The sequence below is a fragment of the Maritimibacter sp. UBA3975 genome (assembly GCF_002384975.1).
Lineage (GTDB): Bacteria > Pseudomonadota > Alphaproteobacteria > Rhodobacterales > Rhodobacteraceae > Maritimibacter.
The window spans coordinates 223,367-241,025 of sequence record NZ_DGCP01000009.1; the positions used below are offsets into that span (position 1 = coordinate 223,367).

At 67.0% G+C, this 17,659-nt stretch carries 15 protein-coding genes; 6 read left to right on the forward strand and 9 right to left on the reverse strand.

Features of this window, described 5'->3' with window-relative positions:
* A partial coding sequence (locus B2585_RS06060; RefSeq protein ID WP_292021049.1) for a ferredoxin--NADP reductase occupies positions 1-597 on the forward strand: 597 nt, incomplete at its 5' end.
* 58 nt (positions 598-655) lie between these two features.
* On the opposite strand, the gene B2585_RS06065 is transcribed toward B2585_RS06060, so the two are convergent.
* The gene (locus B2585_RS06065; RefSeq protein WP_292021051.1) at positions 656-1,591 is read right to left on the reverse strand and encodes a hypothetical protein; all 936 of its coding nucleotides are present in this window, start codon (positions 1,589-1,591) and stop codon (positions 656-658) included.
* 181 nt (positions 1,592-1,772) lie between these two features.
* On the opposite strand from B2585_RS06065, the gene infC reads away from it, so the two are divergent.
* The gene (gene infC / locus B2585_RS06070; protein WP_349678302.1) at positions 1,773-2,318 is read left to right on the forward strand and encodes a translation initiation factor IF-3; all 546 of its coding nucleotides are present in this window, start codon (positions 1,773-1,775) and stop codon (positions 2,316-2,318) included.
* 58 nt (positions 2,319-2,376) lie between these two features.
* Here the strand turns inward: infC and B2585_RS06075 are convergent, their stop codons facing one another.
* The 7 genes from B2585_RS06075 to B2585_RS06105 form a co-directional block, all read right to left on the reverse strand.
* Complete coding sequence (locus B2585_RS06075; protein ID WP_292021055.1) at positions 2,377-3,921, reverse strand: glutamate synthase-related protein; 1,545 nt, start codon at positions 3,919-3,921, stop codon at positions 2,377-2,379.
* 98 nt (positions 3,922-4,019) lie between these two features.
* A complete protein-coding gene (locus tag B2585_RS06080) occupies positions 4,020-6,149 on the reverse strand; it encodes an OmpA family protein (protein WP_292021056.1) in 2,130 nt (709 codons plus the stop codon).
* Between the two features lie 203 nt (positions 6,150-6,352).
* On the reverse strand, positions 6,353-7,135 hold the full coding sequence (locus B2585_RS06085) for an FAD binding domain-containing protein (protein WP_292021057.1): 783 nt from the start codon (positions 7,133-7,135) through the stop codon (positions 6,353-6,355).
* A 12-nt stretch (positions 7,136-7,147) separates the two neighbouring features.
* Complete coding sequence (locus tag B2585_RS06090) at positions 7,148-9,511, reverse strand: xanthine dehydrogenase family protein molybdopterin-binding subunit (RefSeq protein WP_292021059.1); 2,364 nt, start codon at positions 9,509-9,511, stop codon at positions 7,148-7,150.
* Between the two features lie 38 nt (positions 9,512-9,549).
* Positions 9,550-10,035 carry a (2Fe-2S)-binding protein gene (locus B2585_RS06095; RefSeq protein ID WP_292021061.1) on the reverse strand — a complete coding sequence of 162 codons (486 nt, stop codon included), beginning with the start codon at positions 10,033-10,035 and terminating at the stop codon, positions 9,550-9,552.
* Positions 10,036-10,147: 112 nt separating this feature from the next.
* The gene (locus B2585_RS06100; protein WP_292021062.1) at positions 10,148-11,146 is read right to left on the reverse strand and encodes a molybdopterin-binding protein; all 999 of its coding nucleotides are present in this window, start codon (positions 11,144-11,146) and stop codon (positions 10,148-10,150) included.
* Entirely contained in the window at positions 11,146-12,114 is a 969-nt protein-coding gene (locus tag B2585_RS06105) for an XdhC family protein (protein ID WP_292021065.1), read from the reverse strand. The genes B2585_RS06100 and B2585_RS06105 overlap by 1 nt, the downstream gene beginning before the upstream one ends.
* Positions 12,115-12,277: 163 nt before the next feature.
* On the opposite strand from B2585_RS06105, the gene trpC reads away from it, so the two are divergent.
* From trpC to lexA, 4 genes are all read left to right on the forward strand, one after another.
* On the forward strand, positions 12,278-13,078 hold the full coding sequence (gene trpC / locus B2585_RS06110; protein WP_292021067.1) for an indole-3-glycerol phosphate synthase TrpC: 801 nt from the start codon (positions 12,278-12,280) through the stop codon (positions 13,076-13,078).
* Positions 13,075-13,557: a cyclic pyranopterin monophosphate synthase MoaC gene (gene moaC, locus B2585_RS06115; protein ID WP_292021069.1), complete on the forward strand. Its 483-nt coding sequence runs from the start codon at positions 13,075-13,077 to the stop codon at positions 13,555-13,557. Before trpC ends, moaC begins: the two co-directional genes overlap by 4 nt.
* Positions 13,554-14,726, forward strand: coding sequence for a gephyrin-like molybdotransferase Glp (gene glp, locus B2585_RS06120; RefSeq protein WP_292021071.1), 1,173 nt, complete (start codon positions 13,554-13,556; stop codon positions 14,724-14,726). The genes moaC and glp overlap by 4 nt, the downstream gene beginning before the upstream one ends.
* Positions 14,727-14,822: 96 nt before the next feature.
* Complete coding sequence (gene lexA, locus B2585_RS06125) at positions 14,823-15,515, forward strand: transcriptional repressor LexA (protein WP_292021072.1); 693 nt, start codon at positions 14,823-14,825, stop codon at positions 15,513-15,515.
* Here lexA and B2585_RS06130 read toward each other — a convergent pair.
* Positions 15,509-17,605 (reverse strand): ComEC/Rec2 family competence protein, encoded by a 2,097-nt coding sequence (locus B2585_RS06130; protein WP_292021074.1) that lies wholly within the window; start codon positions 17,603-17,605, stop codon positions 15,509-15,511. The genes lexA and B2585_RS06130 overlap by 7 nt on opposite strands.
* Positions 17,606-17,659: the final 54 nt, after the last annotated feature.

Below are 17,659 nucleotides of genomic sequence, written 5' to 3' on the forward strand. Positions count from 1 at the left end.
GAGCTGGAGTTCTATTCGATCAAGGTGCAGGACGGCCCGCTGACCTCGAAACTTCAGCACATCCAGCCGGGCGACGAGATCATCCTGCGGCCCAAGCCCGTCGGCACGCTCGTCCATGACGCGCTGCTGCCCGGCAAGCGGATCTGGTTCTTCGCCACCGGCACGGGGTTCGCCCCGTTCGCCTCGCTCCTGCGTGATCCACAGACCTATGAGGATTATGACGAGGTCATCATCACTCACACCTGCCGCGAGGCGGGCGAGCTGGTCTATGGTGCCGAGATGATCGAACAGATCAAGAGCGACGAACTGCTGGCCGAGCTGATCGGGGAAGAGAACCTCGCCAAGCTGAAATACTACCCGACGACGACCCGCGAAGAGAGCGTCAAGATGGGACGGATCACCGACCTCATGCGCTCGGGCGAGGCGTTCGCCGACCTCGGGGTCGAGCCGCTCAATCCTGAGACCGACCGCGCGATGATCTGCGGCAACCTCGCCTTCAACCTCGAACTCAAGGAAATGCTCGAAGGCTACGGGCTTGAGGAAGGGGCGAATTCGGACCCCAAGCACTACGTTGTCGAAAAGGCTTTCCTCGACTGATCCTTGTTGAGGCAAGACATCGGAAAGCCGCCGCAACCCCTTGCGGCGGCTTTTCTTTTTACGGGTCGAGCGCCTCGTCCAGCTCGCTGATAACCGCGTCGATCAGCGTCTCGTCGCGGGCGGCGGCCTCCAGCTTGGCCGTGAGCGAGGCTTTCTGCACCTCGTCCAGATCGCTGCGGGCCACGACCAGTTTCAGCGCGTCCGCATTGAACCCTTCACGGGTCAGGTAGTCTTCCAGCGTCGGGGGATCGCCCGCGACGCTGCGCGCGGTTTCAGCGGCGCGGTTCGCGGCCTGAGCGGCGTTGAGGGCGGCCTCTTCAGCTTCCCGCGCGGCGCGCGCTGCGCCTTCCTCGGCAGCATCCTCGGCCCGGTCGGCGGCCTCGCGCGCCGTTTCGGCGGCGTCCTCGGCCAACGACGCGGCCCCTTCAGCGGCGGCCTGCGCGGTATCGGTGGCGCCCTCTGCGGCAGCCTCGGCCGTCGCGGCCGCCGCCGCGGCCTGCTCTGCGGCCTCTTCGGCGGCTTCGACGGTCTCGGCCAGCGCGGCCCCGGCGTCCTCGACGGCGGCACCCGCATCCTCGGCAGCTTCGCTCGCCACCTCTGCCGAGTCTCCTGCGGCGTCCACGGCGGCCTCCGCCGCGTCCTCCGCTTGACCTGCCGCTTCTTCGGCATCTTCCGCGGCCTCGTTGGCCATCGAGCGCAGGCTCTCGGCCACGCCGTCGACCATCTCCTGCGTCCGCTCACCGTCGGTCTCGGCGCCGGCCGCCTCACGCGCCGCGTTCGCGGCTTCCTCGGCCGCCGACGGCGGGGTCTCATCCGGCTCCGGCGTGTCACCGGTGACTTGCTCCACGGCTTCGCCCGCCGCCTCCTGCGCGTCCTCGGCGGCATCCGATACCGCGTCGCGCATCCCTGTCGCTTCCTCGTCCGGCGACAGGAGGACATAGCCCCCGACAGCCAGCACAGCGACGACGATTAACGCGATGATCCCACGGCCCATGTGATGCCCTCCCAAAAGACCGCCAAAGGTGGCGGCCCTCCATGATAAGGGGTGCGCGGCGGAAATCGTCAAGAGAACAGGCAAAACAGGGCGCTCCAAGCAGATAACGGCTTGAAAGCCCCCTTTGCCGCCTTTACGTTTCAGCCCCGAACTTCCCGTAAACGAACGAAGGAATTAGACCATAGCCCGCAGACCCCACAACGCGCCGCCAACGCGCGATACCGGCCCCCGAGTGAACGAAAAGATCAGGGTCCCTGAGATCCGACTGATTGGTGCCGAAGGCGAAAACGTCGGCGTCGTGACGCCCGAACGCGGCATGGAGCTCGCCGCGCAAGTCGGGCTCGACCTTGTCGAGATTTCGCCGAACGCCACACCGCCCGTCTGCAAGATCATGGATTTCGGCAAGTTCAAGTATGAACAGCAGAAGCGGGAATCCGAGGCACGCAAGAAGCAGAAGACCATCGAGGTCAAGGAGGTCAAGTTCCGCCCGAACACCGACATCCACGACTACGACGTCAAGATGCGCAACGTGCAGAAGTTCCTTGAAAACGGCGACAAGGTGAAGGTGACGCTGAGGTTCCGGGGGCGCGAGATGGCGCACCAGAACCTCGGGCGGGAACTGCTGGAACGCGTGGCCGAGGACACCAAGGAAATCGGCAAGGTCGAGAACATGCCCAAGATGGAAGGCCGCCAGATGATCATGATGATCGGTCCGGTCACCAAGTAGTCGCGTCACATGTGACGGATGCCAAAGGCCCTGCCAATGCGGCAGGGCCTTTTCGTTTTCACTCGGCCTCGCCCGCGAGCCCCGCGTAGCGAATGCGCGTCAGATCGGCCATCTCGCGTTTCCAGGTGGTCACGTCGCGCGGCGCGAAGTCCGACAGCGCCCCGTGGCCGCAGGCCCGCGCCATCACCTGCATCAGTTCGGTCGACGCCCCGAAGAATCGCGCGAGCCGCTTTGAGGCGGCCTCGACGTCCAGCCGCTTGCGCAGCTCTGGTTTCTGGGTAGCGACCCCGGTCGGGCAGTTGTTCGTGTGGCAGATCCGCGCTCCCACGCAGCCCACCGCCTGAATCGCGGAATTTCCAAGCGCGATGGCATCCGCGCCGAGCGCCAGCGCCTTGACGAAATCCTCGGGCACCCTGAGCCCGCCGGTGATGACCAGCGACACCTCGCGCCCCGTGCGCCGGTCGAGATGCGCGCGCGCCCGGGCCAGCGCCGGGATCGTCGGGATCGAGATGTGGTCGCGGAAGATCAGGGGCGCCGCGCCAGTGCCGCCCCCGCGCCCGTCGAGGATGATGTAGTCGGCCCCGGCGGCGAGCGCGAAGTCGATGTCATCCTCGATATGGTTGGCCGACAGCTTGAACCCGATCGGAATGCCCCCCGACCGCTCGCGAACCTCATCGGCCATCTTGGCGAAATCCTCGGGCGTGTGCAGATCCGGGAAGGTGGCGGGCGACACGGCGTCCTGCCCCTTCTCCAGCCCGCGCACCTCGGCGATCTTGTCGGTGATCTTGGACGCCGGGAGGTGGCCGCCCGTGCCGGTCTTGGCCGCCTGCCCGCCCTTGAAGTGGAAGGCCTGCACCCTCTCGGCGATATCCGGCGACCAGCCGAACCCTGCGGAGGCGTATTCGTAGAAGTAGCGCGAATTGGCTTCCTGCTCCTCGGGCAACATGCCGCCCTCGCCCGAGCAGATGCCCGTCCGCGCCATCTCGGCGCCGCGGGCGAGCGAAATCTTGGCCTCGGGCGATAGCGCACCGAAGCTCATGTCGGTGACGAACAGCGGAATGTCGAGGGCGAGCGGCTTGTCGGCGCGCGGCCCGATGGTCACGCCGGTCGCCACGTCGGCATCGTCCATCAGCGGCTTGCGCGCCACCTGCGCGGGCAGGAGCAGGATATCGTCCCAGGCCGGCAGGTCCTTGCGCGGCACGCCCATCGCATCGACGGTGCCATGAGGGCCGGACATTCCTTCGCGTGCGAGCTTGTGGATGCGTTCGACCGTCGGCTCTTCGGGTGTGGCCTCGGCCTTGGGCGGGCCGTCGCCCTCGTTCACCGGCGAGGGGTCGCCCGGTTCGAGGTCGTCGTCCAGCGTGGAATGGGTCCCATCACAGTAGGGCTGATCCCCCGTCGCCTTGCACCGGCACAGCGTGGCCGTGCCCGTTTCCTTGGCGGTGAAGCCCACCGGCGTGAACCCCGTTCCCTTGTGGGAGCCATCGCAGAACGGCTGGTTCTGCGAGCGGCCGCAGCGGCACCAGTAGTATTCCTTGCCCTCCTCCAGCTCGACCTCGACGGGGGATTTGGCGGCGATGATGGGGACTTCGTCCTTGGCCATCTGGCGTACCTCTCTGTCTGGAACCACTTTACCTCATTACGCAGAAAAAGGGCGCGGGGATCAAACCCCCGCGCCCGATTCCATATCTTTTCAATCGCTTATTGAAGCAGCGGCGTGATGTTGCGGACATTCGCGCGACGGTTGGCGCGCTCCGCATCCGACGTCACGATCTTCAATTCGCTCTCGCCGTAACCTTGCGTAATCATGTTCTCCGGCGGCACGTCGAAGTATTCGGTCAGTGCCAGCGCCACGCTTTCGGCGCGACGGTCGGAGAGCGCGAGGTTGTAGGCTGCGCCGCCCACGGCGTCCGTGTGGCCCTCGATGAGGAACACGGCGCCCGGGCGCTCTTCGATCACTTCGCGGATCGCCTGACCGAGTGCGGACAGTTCTTCCGCCTGACCCGCACGGATCGTCGACGACCCGGTGTCGAAGGTGATCGCGTCCACCTCGATCACGGGGGCGAGGTCCCGCACACCCGAGAACTGGCGCACCTGACGCAGCGAGTAGCTGCGGCCCGGGTCGCGATCCATCGAGGCCATGAGCGCCTGGCGCAGGGCCCGTTCGTCCGAAGTCGATGTCCTGATGTCGTCGATCGGCTCGTAATCGGCTACGTCCTCCTGGCTCACCGGCTGGGCCTGCTGCGTATCGTCGAACAGCACATAGCGGTCGCCGTTCTGGAGCACGCGGGTCCGTTTGAGGACCGTGCCGTCGGCTGCGCGGATGGTCACGATGCGCACGCCGTTCTGGCGCTCGACCACGGTGCGGGTGGACCCGTCATCGTAGTTCTTGGTGGAGACGACAACGCCCGGCTGGCGCAGGATCTGGTCGTCGTTCTTGAGGACTTCGTAAGTGCCGTCCTCACGCTGCACGACGATCCGGTCACCAGAGTTCGACACGATTTCCTTGCCATTGGCGAGGATGGTGCCGACGGCCACACCGCCAAGCCCGGCGAGGACCAGCTTCTCGAAATCGGTCAGGTCGCGGTTCAGGCCGGAGTTGTTCTGATTGCCGGTGTTGTTCGTCTGGGCCGAAGCTTCTTCGGTCACCGTGGCCTCGGTTTCAAACTCTTCGTTCGACGAGCGCGCGGTTTCCTCGGTCACTTCTTCAACGACGACATCTTCGTCCGAGGCCATGTCTTCCTCGACAGTCGTGTCACCGTCGCCTTCGGCAGCGGCCGCCGCTTCGGGAGCTTCGTCTTCCATCGGCTCTTCCGGCGCGGACGGAGCCTGCGCGGTTTCGGCATCGGTGTTTTCCTCGATGCGCTCACCGGCGGTCATCTCTTCGTCGCCCGCTTCGGCTTCGGCGTTGGCTTCGGCCGTCGCCTCGGCAGACGCGTCGCCTTCCGCCTCTTCCAGCGCGTCGGCCAGCTCGTCCTCGTCCGACGTCGCCTCGGTATCCGCATCGGCCTGGGCCGTCGCGTCCGTTTCGGCTTCAGCTTCCGCTTCAGCGTCGGCCTCGGCAGTGGTCTCAGACTCGGCTTGCGCGTCCGTTTCGGCTTCGGCCGTCGCTTCCGCGTCTGCCTCGGCTTCAGCTTCGGCCTCTGCGGTCGCCTCGGCTTCCGCGTCGTCGCCACCCGTCACGGCGTCAGCAAGGTCTTCGACCGCTTCACGGCCTGCCTCGACAGTATCGCTCACGGCGTCGCTGACAGCGTTGCCGGTTTCTTCGGCAGCATCGCCGGCCTCGGCAGCCTGTTCCTCGGCCATCTCACCCGCGTCTTCGGCTGTCTGTTCGGCAGCCTGGGTGGTGTCTTCGGCAGCTTCACTGGCATCTTCCGCGGTCTCGGCCATCGCCTCGCCCGCCTGTTCGCCGGCTTCCATCGTGCCTTCCGCCACGTCCTCCACAACGCCGGAGTCATCGGTTTCGGCGTCTACCGTCGCCTCGACCTGCGCGTCGGCTTCGCCTTGGGCGTCAGCCGCCGGAGTGTCTTCGGCAACTTTTTCGCCCGGTGCATTCGGGTCGGCGGGCGTTTCCGGCTCGGCCGGCGTTTCGGGTGCCTGCGGGGCGGTCTCGGCCTGTTCTTCACCCTCGTCGTTGCCCGGCATCAGGGTCTCGGAGGCAAGCTCCATCGCGTTCTCGATCTTGGTGCCGTCTTCCAGCACGCAGGGGAACGGCCCTGTGACGCCGCATTCTTCAAGGTTCTCGTCGGCGTTCTGGGCCAGCACCGGGGGCGTCATCAGCGCGGTGCACAGCGCCACCACCGAGGTGGATTTCATGGCGTTCTTCAGCATTGAGTGATCTCCGTTTCTTTCCCTCAGGAAGTCATGTGTTGGGCCAGTAACGCAGACGGAGGGTGCCGGGTTCCTCACACGCCACGTCACAAAGGCGGGGTGTCGGCGATAAGCCGCTGATTCACGGAGATTTTTCCGGCCGCACGAAAAGGGCCGCGCTCCGGGTGGAAGCGCGGCCCTTCATTTTTCTTCGATCGGACGGATCAGCCGGCCTTGGCCACCGCCCGCTTCGTCAGAACACCCACGAGGTGAGCCCGGTACGCGGGCGAGCCGTGCATGTCGCCGATCATCCCGTCCGCCGGGACGGACAGCCCGTCCAGCGCATCGGGCGAGAAGTTGGACGACAGCGCGTCCTCCGCCTCGCTCCAGCGGAACACGCCGCCCTCGGAGGCGCCGGTGACCGCGACGCGCACGCCATCGGCCCCCTTGGATACGAAGACGCCGACGAGAGCGAAGCGCGAAGCGGGTTGCTCGAACTTCACATAGGCGGCCTTCTCGGGCACCGGGAATTTCACGCCGGTCACGATCTCGCCCTCGTCCAGAGCGGTCTCGAACATGCCGGTGAAGAAGTCGTCCGCAGCGACCTCACGGTTGTTCGTGACGATGGTCGCCCCGGACCCGAGCGCGGCGGCCGGGTAGCAGGCCGAGGGGTCGTTGTTGGCGATCGAGCCGCCGATGGTGCCCCGGTTGCGGACATGCGGGTCCCCGATCAGGCCAGCGAGCTCGGACAGGGCCGGATAGGTCCCGTCGCGCGCCACATCGGCATGGCAGGTGGCCCCGCCGATGGTGAGCGTGCCGCCTTCGTTCTTGATGCCCTTCAGCTCTTCGATGCCGGTGAGCGACACGAGGGTTGAGGGCATGGCAAGCCGTTGGCGCAGGGTCGGGACGAGCGTCTGCCCGCCCGAGAGGGGCTGTGCGTCCTCCTCCCCCAGCGCCTTGATCGCATCGGCCAGCGAGGTGGGCCGTGTCAGTTCGAAATCATACATGGCGCAGTCTCCTTACTGGGTCATCGCGGCCCAGACCCGGGACGGGCTGAGCGGCATGTCGATGTGGGTGATGGACGATCCGTTGCGCTGAAGCGCATCGACCACGGCGTTGACCACCGCCGGTGGCGAGCCGATCGCGCCCGCCTCGCCGCAGCCTTTCACCCCGAGGGGGTTGTGGGTGCACGGGGTCTGGCAGGAATGGTCGACGTGGTAATACGGCACGTCATCGGCACGGGGCATGGCATAGTCCATGTAGGAGCCGGTCAGAAGCTGACCATCCTCGTCATAGACGCAGCCTTCGAGCAGCGCCTGACCGATGCCCTGCGCGATCCCGCCGTGAACCTGACCATCGACGATCATCGGGTTCACGATGTTGCCGAAGTCGTCGGCCGCCGCGAACCGTTCGATCGTGGCCTTGCCGGTGTCCGGATCGACCTCCACCTCACAGGCATAGGCGCCCGAGGGATAGGTGAAGTTGTTCGGATCGTAGAACGCCGTCTCCTCCAGCCCCGGCTCGATGTCCTCGAGCGGGTAGTTGTGCGGGACGTAGGCCGCGAGCGTCACGTCGCCCCAGGCCACCGACTTGTCGGTGCCCGCCACCGAGAACGCGCCATCCTTGAGCTCGATATCCCCTTCCGAGGCTTCGAGCAGGTGGGCCGCGATCTTCTTGGCCTTGGCGATGATCTTCTCGGTCGCCCGGACCATCGCCGAGCCGCCGACGGCGAGCGAGCGCGAGCCGTAGGTGCCCATGCCCATCGGGGCGTTGGCGGTGTCGCCGTGGACGATCTCGACCATCGAAGCGTCGATCCCGATCATTTCCGCGATCACCTGCGGGAAGGCGGTCTCATGCCCCTGCCCGTGGCTGTGCGACCCGGTCATCACGACAAGCCCGCCGGTGGCATTCACACGCACCGTCGCGGATTCATACAGACCCGCACGCGCGCCGAGCTGCCCGACGAGGTTCGACGGCGCGATGCCGCAGGCCTCGATATAGCAGTTGACGCCCAGCCCGCGCAGCTTGCCGCGCGACTTGGACTCGGCCAGACGAGCCTCGAAGCCTGAGAGGTCCGCGATCTCTTCGAGCTTGTCCATCGTCGCGTGGTAATCGCCGGTGTCGTATTCCACCGCAACCGGGGTCGCATAGGGGAACTCGGTGATGAAGTTCTGGCGACGCAGCGCGATGGGATCGACGCCCAGCTCGCGCGCCGCCTTGTCGATGACGCGTTCGAGTTGGTAGGTCGCCTCCGGCCGCCCGGCACCGCGATAGGCGTCCACCGGCACGGTATTGGTGAAGACCGCCTTCACGTTCACATAGATGAGCGGCGTCTTGTAGTTGCCGGCCATCAGAACGCCATGCAGCCACGTCGGCACCGACGGCGCGAAGGTGGAGAGATAGGCCCCCATGTTCGCATAGGTGTCGGTCCGCAGCGCGGTGAAGTTGTTGTCCGCGTCCAGTGCAAGCTGGATGGTCGACACATGGTCGCGACCGTGGGCATCCGACATGAACGCCTCGGAGCGCGACGACGTCCACTTGACCGGGCGCTTGAGCGCCCTGGCTGCGAAGGTGCAGAACGCTTCCTCCGCGTAGTGGAAGATCTTGGTGCCGAAGCCGCCGCCCACATCCGGGGACACGACCCGCAGCTTGTGCTCGGGAATGCCCAGCACGAAGGCCCCCATCAGGAGCCGGATCACATGCGGGTTCTGCGAGGTTGTGTAGAGCGTCGACATATCGCCCGCCGGGTCGTAATCGCCGATGGCCACGCGGGGTTCCATCGGGTTGGCGATCAGGCGGTTGTTGACGAGTTCCAGCGTTGTGACATGGGCCGCGTCCTGAAACGCCTGCTCCACCGCGTCCTTGTTCTCTTCGACGAAGCCCCAGTCATAGCAGAGGTTCGAGGTGAGGTCGTCATGCACCTTGGGCGCGCCCTCCTCGACCGCCTTCTTCATGTCGATCACGGCGGGCAGGTCTTCGATATCGACCTCGATCGCCTCGGCAGCGTCGCGCGCCTGTTCGGCCGTGTCGGCCACCACCGCGGCGATGGGATCGCCCACATGGCGCACCTTGCCCTGCGCCAGAACCGGGTGGGCCGGCTCCTGCATCGGCTGGCCGTGCTTGTCGGTCACCTGCCACCCGCAGGGGATGCCGCCCACGCCTTCGAAATCGGCGCCGGTGAAGATGCGCGCAACGCCCGGCATGGCGGCCGCGTCATCGGTGTTGATCGACTTGATCTTTCCGTGCGCAACGTTCGAGCGCAGGAAAAAGACATAGGCCTGACCGGGCCGGTTGAGATCGTCCGTGTAACGTCCGGTTCCGCTCAGGAACCTGATGTCCTCGCGGCGCTTTGTGGATGCGCCGATACCTCCATCTGCTGGCATGTCTATCCTCCCTGATAGTCGCTGGCTTGCAGGCCGGCTTATTCGGCGGCGATGGCGCTCACGTCCTGTCCGGACGCGGCCATGATCGCCTTGACGATGTTGTGGTAGCCCGTGCAGCGGCACAGGTTGCCCTTGAGATAATCCCGCACCTCGGTTTCCGAGGGCTTCGGGTTCTCTTTCAGCAGCGCGGCGGCGGTCATCACCATGCCCGGCGTGCAGAAGCCGCACTGGAGCCCGTGATGATCCTGAAACGCCTGCTGAATCGTGTTCAGCGAGCCATCAGCGTTGGCCATGCCTTCGATCGTCGTGACCTCGGCCCCGTCGGCTTCCTGTGCGAAGACGGTGCAGCTCTTCATCGAGGCCCCGTTCACATGGACGGTGCAGGCGCCGCATTGCGCGGTGTCGCAGCCGATGTGGGTGCCGGTCAAACCCGCCGTCTCGCGCAGGAATGTCGAAAGCAAGGTTCGACCTTCCACGGCTCCGGAGACGGCACGACCGTTAATGGTCATGGTAACGTCAGTCATGATTTCCTCCCTATTGTCATGTAACTAGAACACCGTTGCGGCGACTTGAGAACCGGAATTTTTTATCCCGGCGCATATCGGCTGCACATTTTCGCGACCATGCCTGCATGACTTAGCCGCCCGAACGTGGTTGCTTGCGCCCCGGGCTTTCCTTCAACAGCCCGCCGACGCCCATCGCGCCAACCTCGCCAGATGTGGGCGGATGGCCCGCTGCGAGCCGCTCCAGCACCCAGTCCGCGCCGTTGAGCGCAGGCGAGCGGGCGCAGCCCGGAAGGCCGATCACGGGGCGCCCGTCCGCGGCCGTGCCGTAAAACAGAAGATTGCCCGGATCGACCGGCATCCCGAAGCGCGTGACGCTGCCGCCTGCCCGCCTCAATGCCTCCGGCCCCACGTCGTGCGGGTCGGACGTGGCCGAGGCTGTGAGGATCAGGATCATCGCGCCCTCCGCCCCGGCAATAGCCTCTGCCACAGCGTCGGTCATATGCCCCACGCGCCGGGTGGCCGCGAGCCGCATCCCTAGCGCATCGAGCCGCGCCTCGATCGCGCGGAAGCCCTTGCCGGTCTCCTCGCCCGATCCCGCCTCATGATCCGTGACGATAAGCGTCGCATCCGGAGTCACAACCGGCGCCAGTCTCACTGCGCCGCGGGCAAGGTCCGACGCCCGTTCGACCGAGGCACGCGGCGCGCCATAGGCGATGACCTTGACCGTCCCGACCATGCCCCCCTCACCCATCCGGTGCCAGGGCGGCACGGTCGCAAGCGTCACCATGTCATCCACCGCGTTGGCCGCGTTCAGCCGCGCCGCGTCGAGTCGCGCGAGCCCGATCCCCGTCGCATGAATATTGACCCGTCCCGTGAAAGGTTCGGACAGCCTGAGGCCCCCGGCACCGTCGATCAGCGCCTCGGCCAGCAGACGCGCCGCCTCATCCTCGCCCACGTCACCGGGTCCAAGCCGCGCGATGGTCACCTGCGCCAGCCCCTCCGCCTGAAGCGCCGTGATATCCGCCGCATCCAGCCGCCGGCCCTTCTTGAGCCGCCCGCTCTCCAACGCGACGGAATGGGCGAGCACGGCGCCCTCGGCCTCGGCGACAGGCACGGCGCCGAATTCCATCAGCCCTGCCTCAGCGCCTGCGTGACCTGCGCCATGACCGAGACCGCGATCTCGGCGGGCGAACGCGAGCCAATGTCGAGCCCGACAGGCGCGTGGATGCGCCCGATCTGCGCCTCGGTGAAGCCGCGCCCGGTCAGCCGCTCCACCCGTTTCGCATGGGTGCGCGTGGAGCCGAGGGAGCCAAGATAGAAACACTCCGAGGCGAGCGCCGCCTCGATCGCCGGATCGTCGATCTTGGGGTCGTGGGAAAGCGTGACCACAGCCGTGCGCGCATCCAGCCCGACGTCAGGAAGCACCTCGTCCGGGTAGTCCTCGCGGATGTCCTCGCCGGGAAAGCGGTGATCCTGCGCAAAGGCCCCGCGCGGGTCGATGATAAGCGGGTCGTAGCCCGCGAGCCGCGCCATCGGCACCAACGCCTGCGCGATATGGACCGCGCCCACGATAATCATCCGCAAGGGCGGATTGTGAATGCCGACAAAGGTCACCACGTCGTCTTCGAATCCCGAGCGGTCGCCCCGGAACCGGTCGGGGAAATCGCCTGCGCCCACAAGCCGCCGCTCCCAGCTGTCCGTGTTCACAACATAGCCGACCGGCACCCGCGCCGCGCGCTTCTCGACGACGTCCGCCAGCAGCGCCTCAGGCACCGCCTTGCCCACCGGCTCCACCAGAACCCGGATCTTGCCGCCGCAGGCCAGCCCGACGGCGAAGGCCTCGTCATCGGACACCCCGAAGGTCAGAAGCCGCGACTCGCCGTCCTCGACCGCCTCCAGCGCCTCGGTGATGACCGCGCCTTCGACGCAGCCGCCCGACACCGATCCCTGGATCTCGCCGGTGCCCGACACGGCAAGCTGGCTGCCCACGGGGCGCGGGGCCGAGCCCCAGGTCTGCACGACCGTGGCCAGCACGGCGCCCTTCCCGGCCCGATGCCAGTCCAACGCCACTTCGGGAATGTCGTCGAAACGATCCATGCCAAATCCTCCGCGCCCGAGCCTGCCCCCCGCCTCGCCCGAGAGCAAGTCCCTTCGGTGAGCCCTGAGCTTTCCCGACAAGGAAACGAGCGTGCGGCGCAAGCCGTACACATTTTGACAACACCAACTTGCCCAAGTCCCGCGCCCTGCGTAAACCGGGGCCATGACCAACGTGCTCGACAAGATCAAGGCCTACAAGCTCGACGACGTGGCCGCGCGCAAGGCCGCGCGCCCGCTGCCCGAGGTCGAGGCCGCCGCACGCGACGCCCTGCCGACCCGCGGCTTCGCCACGCGCCTGAAACAGGCTGCCGATACCGGATACGGGCTCATCGCGGAAGTGAAGAAGACCTCGCCGTCCAAGGGGCTGATCCGGGCCGATTTCGATCCGCCCGCGCTCGCCCGCGCTTATGAGGCCGGGGGCGCCACCTGCCTGTCGGTGCTCACGGACGGGCCGTCTTTTCAGGGCGACGACTCGTTCCTGATCGCGGCCCGTACGGCGACGACGCTTCCTGCACTGCGGAAGGATTTCATGTACGATACCTATCAGGTGGTCGAAGCGCGCGCCCTCGGGGCCGACTGCATCCTCATCATCATGGCGAGCGTCACCGACGGACAGGCCGCCGAGCTGGAGGCCGCCGCGTTCGAATGGGGCATGGACGTGCTGGTGGAGGTGCATGACGCCGACGAACTGGAGCGTGCCACAACCCTGAAATCCCCGCTGCTGGGGATCAACAACCGCAACCTCAAGACATTCGAGACGACGCTGGACACGACCCGCGAGCTTTCCAGGCTCGCCCCGGATGATCGTCTTCTGGTCTGCGAATCCGGCCTCTCCACCCCTGCCGACCTTGCAGACATGGCCGGCGTCGGGGCGCGCGCCTTCCTGATCGGGGAAAGCCTCATGCGGCAGGACGACGTCGAGGCCGCGACCCGCGCGCTGCTCAAGGATCCGGTGCCGGTATGAGCGGCAAGCTCACCCATTTCGACGCGGCGGGACAGGCCCACATGGTCGATGTGTCCGCCAAAGAGGTCACCGACCGCACCGCCGTTGCCACGGGCCACGTTATCATGGAACCCACGACGCTCGCTCTGGTCAAAGAGGGCACCGCGAAGAAGGGCGATGTGCTGGGGATCGCGCGGCTGGCCGGGATCATGGGGGCCAAGAAGACCGCGGATCTCATTCCGCTCTGCCACCCGCTGCCCGTGACCAAGGTGTCGCTGGATCTCGAACCCGACGACGACCTGCCCGGTGTGCGCATCACGGCGACCGTCAAGACCTCCGGCCAGACAGGGGTGGAGATGGAGGCGCTCACCGCCGTCTCGACCGCCGCGCTAACGGTCTATGACATGCTCAAGGCCGCCGAGAAGGGTATGCGGATCGAGGGGATCAAGCTTCTCGCAAAGACCGGCGGAAAGTCAGGTACTTACGAGGCAAAGTCGTGATTTCAGTTGAAGAGGCGCGCACGCGCATCCTCGATCTGGTGCGCCCGGTCGGGACCGAAACCGTGCCGCTGGCTAAGGCCGCCGGACGCATCCTCGCGGCCCCCGTCATCGCGACCCGCGACCAGCCGCCCTTCGCGGCCTCCGCGATGGACGGCTATGCGCTCAACAGCGTCGAGGCCGATCCGGAAGCGCAGTTCAAGGTCATCGGCGAAGCCAAAGCGGGTGAACGGTTTTCCGGCCGTGTCGGTGCCGGACAATGCGTGCGCATCTTCACCGGCGCCCCGGTGCCCGAGGGCGCCGACCGCGTCATCATCCAGGAGGACGTCGACCGCTCCGGCGACCTTGTCACCCTCCACCGCGACCTGTCGGACGGGGCCAACATCCGCCCGGCGGGCAACGATTTCCGCGTGGGCGATACGGTCGACGCGCCCCGCCGCCTCAGCCCGCGCGACGTGGCGCTCATCGCCTCGATGAACGTGCCAGCGGTCACGGTCGCGAAAAAACCCGACATCGCCCTGATCGCGACGGGGGACGAACTGGTCATGCCCGGTGAAAACCCCGGCCCGGACCAGATCATCGCCTCCAATTCCTTCGGCCTGAAAGCGATGCTGGAGGCCGAGGGTGCCAACGTCCGCCTCCTCCCCATCGCGCGCGACAATGCCGAGAGCCTGCGCTTCGTTTTCGGCCTTGCGGCCAGCGCCGATCTCGTCGTCACCATCGGCGGGGCGTCGGTCGGGGACCACGACCTCGTCGGACCCGTGGCCGCCGAACTCGGCATGGAACAGGCGTTCTACAAGGTCGCCATGCGCCCCGGCAAACCGCTCATGGCGGGCCGGCTTGGCAAGGCACTGATGGTCGGACTGCCGGGGAATCCGGTCTCGGCAATGGTGTGCGGCACGGTGTTCATCCTGCCCGCCCTGCGCGCCATGCTGGGCCTGCCCGGCGATCCGGTGGCCACGCAGACCGCGACGCTCACAGCCGACCTCGCGCCAAACGGGCCGCGTCAGCACTATATGCGCGCCGTTGTTGCCCCCGACGGGATCGCGGCCATGAGCACGCAGGATTCCGCGCTTCTGTCGGTTCTCGCAACGGCCAATGCGCTCATCGTGCGCCCGCCCGACGACCCCACGCGCAAGGCCGGCGAAACGGTCGAATATCTCCCGCTCTGATTGCACAGCGTTGACACGAAACGGGAACACGGGTAGAACTTTACCCGAACAGACCCGTGCGGTCATGGAACATAACGGGCAGCCGGAGGGCGTGGAATGCTGACGAAAAAGCAATTGGACCTGTTGGAATTCATCCACAAGCGGATCCAGCGCGACGGGGTCCCCCCGAGCTTCGACGAGATGAAGGAAGCGCTGCAACTGCGCTCCAAGTCAGGAATTCACCGGCTCATCACGGCGCTCGAGGAACGCGGATACATCCGCCGCCTCGCCCACCGCGCCCGCGCCATCGAAGTGACGCGCCTGCCAGAGGCGCTGGACCCCTCCGGCCAGTCCGGGTTCGAGCCGCGCGTGATCGATGGTGACCGCCCGGACAGCCGACCGGCGCAGGCGATGCCGCTCGAAGGCTCCGCGACGGACCTGCCGCTTCTGGGCCGTATCGCCGCCGGCACGCCCATCGAGGCGATCGAGGATGGGCAGAGCCACGTCTCGGTCCCCGGCTCGATGGTCGGCCAGGGCAAGCATTACGCGCTCGAGGTGAAGGGTGATTCCATGATCAATGCCGGGATCAACTCCGGCGACGTCGTTATCATCCGCGAAACCTCCCATGCCGATAACGGCGACATCGTCGTGGCACAGGTCGATGGCTACGAGGCGACGCTGAAACGCTTCCGCCGCGCGGGCGAGATGATCGCGCTGGAGGCCGCCAACCCGGCGTTCGAGACGCGCATCCTGCCACAGGGGCAGGTCAAGGTTCAGGGCAAGCTCGTGGGGCTGATCCGCAGCTACTGATCCGCCACCAGAAACGGAAGTTCGGGCGCGACGGGGGCCACCCGCCGCGCCTTTTTCGTGAAGGCTGCCGACCAGGGGCGCAGCCCCGTCGTCTCGGCTGTCGCGACAAAGCGCGGGCCATCCGGCCCATCATGGATCGCGATGGGGCCGGTGCGGGCCAACATGTTCCGGTCGAGCACCGAACAACCCGCCGGATACCTCTCAAGCGGCTTGGCCGAGAACACCACCAGATCCGCGCCAGGGCAGGCATCGGCCAGCCGATCCGCCGCCCCGCGCCCGGCCACCTGCGCCAGCACCAGCCCCGGCAGCGCGAACCGCGCGTCACCGCCTTCGGGGTGCCGCGCGGCCGCCGCCTCCTGGTCTGCCGGATCGCCGTCATTCTCAAGCCAGGTGCGCGCCGCGAACCCCTCGCCCCGCGGCTTGGTGAGCGCGCGCCCCTCGGGAGTCATCACGCCGATCAGTCCGCCGGAGGATGAGATCAACACCCGGGGCCGCTCGGCCTGAGTCCAGAGCCCGAGCCCTGCAACCACCGCCAGAACCCCGGCCCCGCGCCCGCCCCCCTGCAACAGAACGATCGCGAGGCCCCCGAGCGCGACGAGCGGCATCACTGCCGCCGGCGGCGCCACCACATGCCCCACGGCGCCGTCGAGGGCAGCCACACGCTTTGCCACCCACAGGATCCATTCGATCGGCCAGCGCATGAGGTCGAGGGCGATCCAGCTCAGGCCAACGGGCGACAGCAGGGCCGCGAGCACCGCCAGCGGCATCACCAGCGCGCCCATCACCGGCACCGAGACCACGTTGGCGATCAGCCCATAATGCGCGACCCGGTTGAAGATCGCCGCTGAAAACGGGGCTGTGGCAAGCCCGGCGACCAGCGACGACAGGACAACGGCCAAGATGGGCTTGGCCCAGCCGGGCAACCTGCGGGTCTCGACGTGCCGGAACGCCCCGAAGACGAAGACGAGCGCCGTGGTCGCGGCAAAGGACATCTGGAACCCCGCCTCCACCAGCGTCTCGGGCTTGATGAGCAGAAGGATGAGCGCCGCCACGGCCACGGCCCTGAGCGTCAGCGCCCGCCGCCCCACGAGGATCGCGACGAGCATGACCGCCACCATGACGAAGGCGCGTGAGGTCGATACGGCCCCGCCCGAGAGCGCGAGGTAAAAGGCCCCCGCCACCAGCGCCACCACCGCCGCGATCCGGCGCACGTCCATCGACGGCCCCACACCCGGAATCATGACGAGGCCCAGCCGCACGGATCCGAACACGAAGCCCACGAGCAGCCCCATGTGCAACCCGGAAATCGCCAGAAGATGCGCGAGGTTCGAGGCCCGGAGCGCCTCCAGCGTTTCGCGCCCCATCGCGGAGCGGTCTCCGGTCGTGATCGCGGCGGCAAAGGCCCCGGCTTCGCCCGGTATCTCCGCCTGCACCGCCTCGGAAATGGCGGCCCTGAGACGGTGAATCGGCAGCGCGGCCTCGGGCCGGGCCAGCGGCAGCGCGGGCTTGCGCGCATAGCCCACCGCACCGATTCCGCGAAACCACGACATACGCCGAAAGTCGAAGCCGCCCGGCTCCACCGGTCCCTCGGGGCCTGACAAATGGGCCGTTACAGCGATCCGCATCCCCGGCACAGGGTCAAGGTAGCCTTGCGATCCGTGCAGCGATACCCGCACCCGGCGCGGCACTTTCCACGGCGCGACATCGTCCAGCCGCACCCGGTCGAGCGTCAGCCGCACCGCGTCCGACTGGCTCCGGTCAATGATGATGACGCGCCCCTCGACAGGCCCGTAGTAGCGAAAGTCGAGCACGGGGGCCGCAACATATGCCGTTCGCGCACCGGCGATCAGCAGACCCGCCAGCACGGCCGCCAGCGCGAGGAACGGAAGGCCGAAACCGGCCAGAGCGCTGCGCCCGATCCACCAGCCAAGACCGGCCGTCAAAACCGCGCCGCTCCCGATCACGGCCCAGCCGGTCAGGTCCGGCTCGGCGCGCAGCAGAAAATAGACCCCGATACCGATCCCGAGGAACACCGGGGCGAAAAGGATCAGTCGCCCGCGCAGCTCCTCCAGCCGATCCGAGATGGCCATGACCAAGGGCACTCTTGTCCTCCATCCCCGTCCCGTCTATCCCTCGCGCGACGC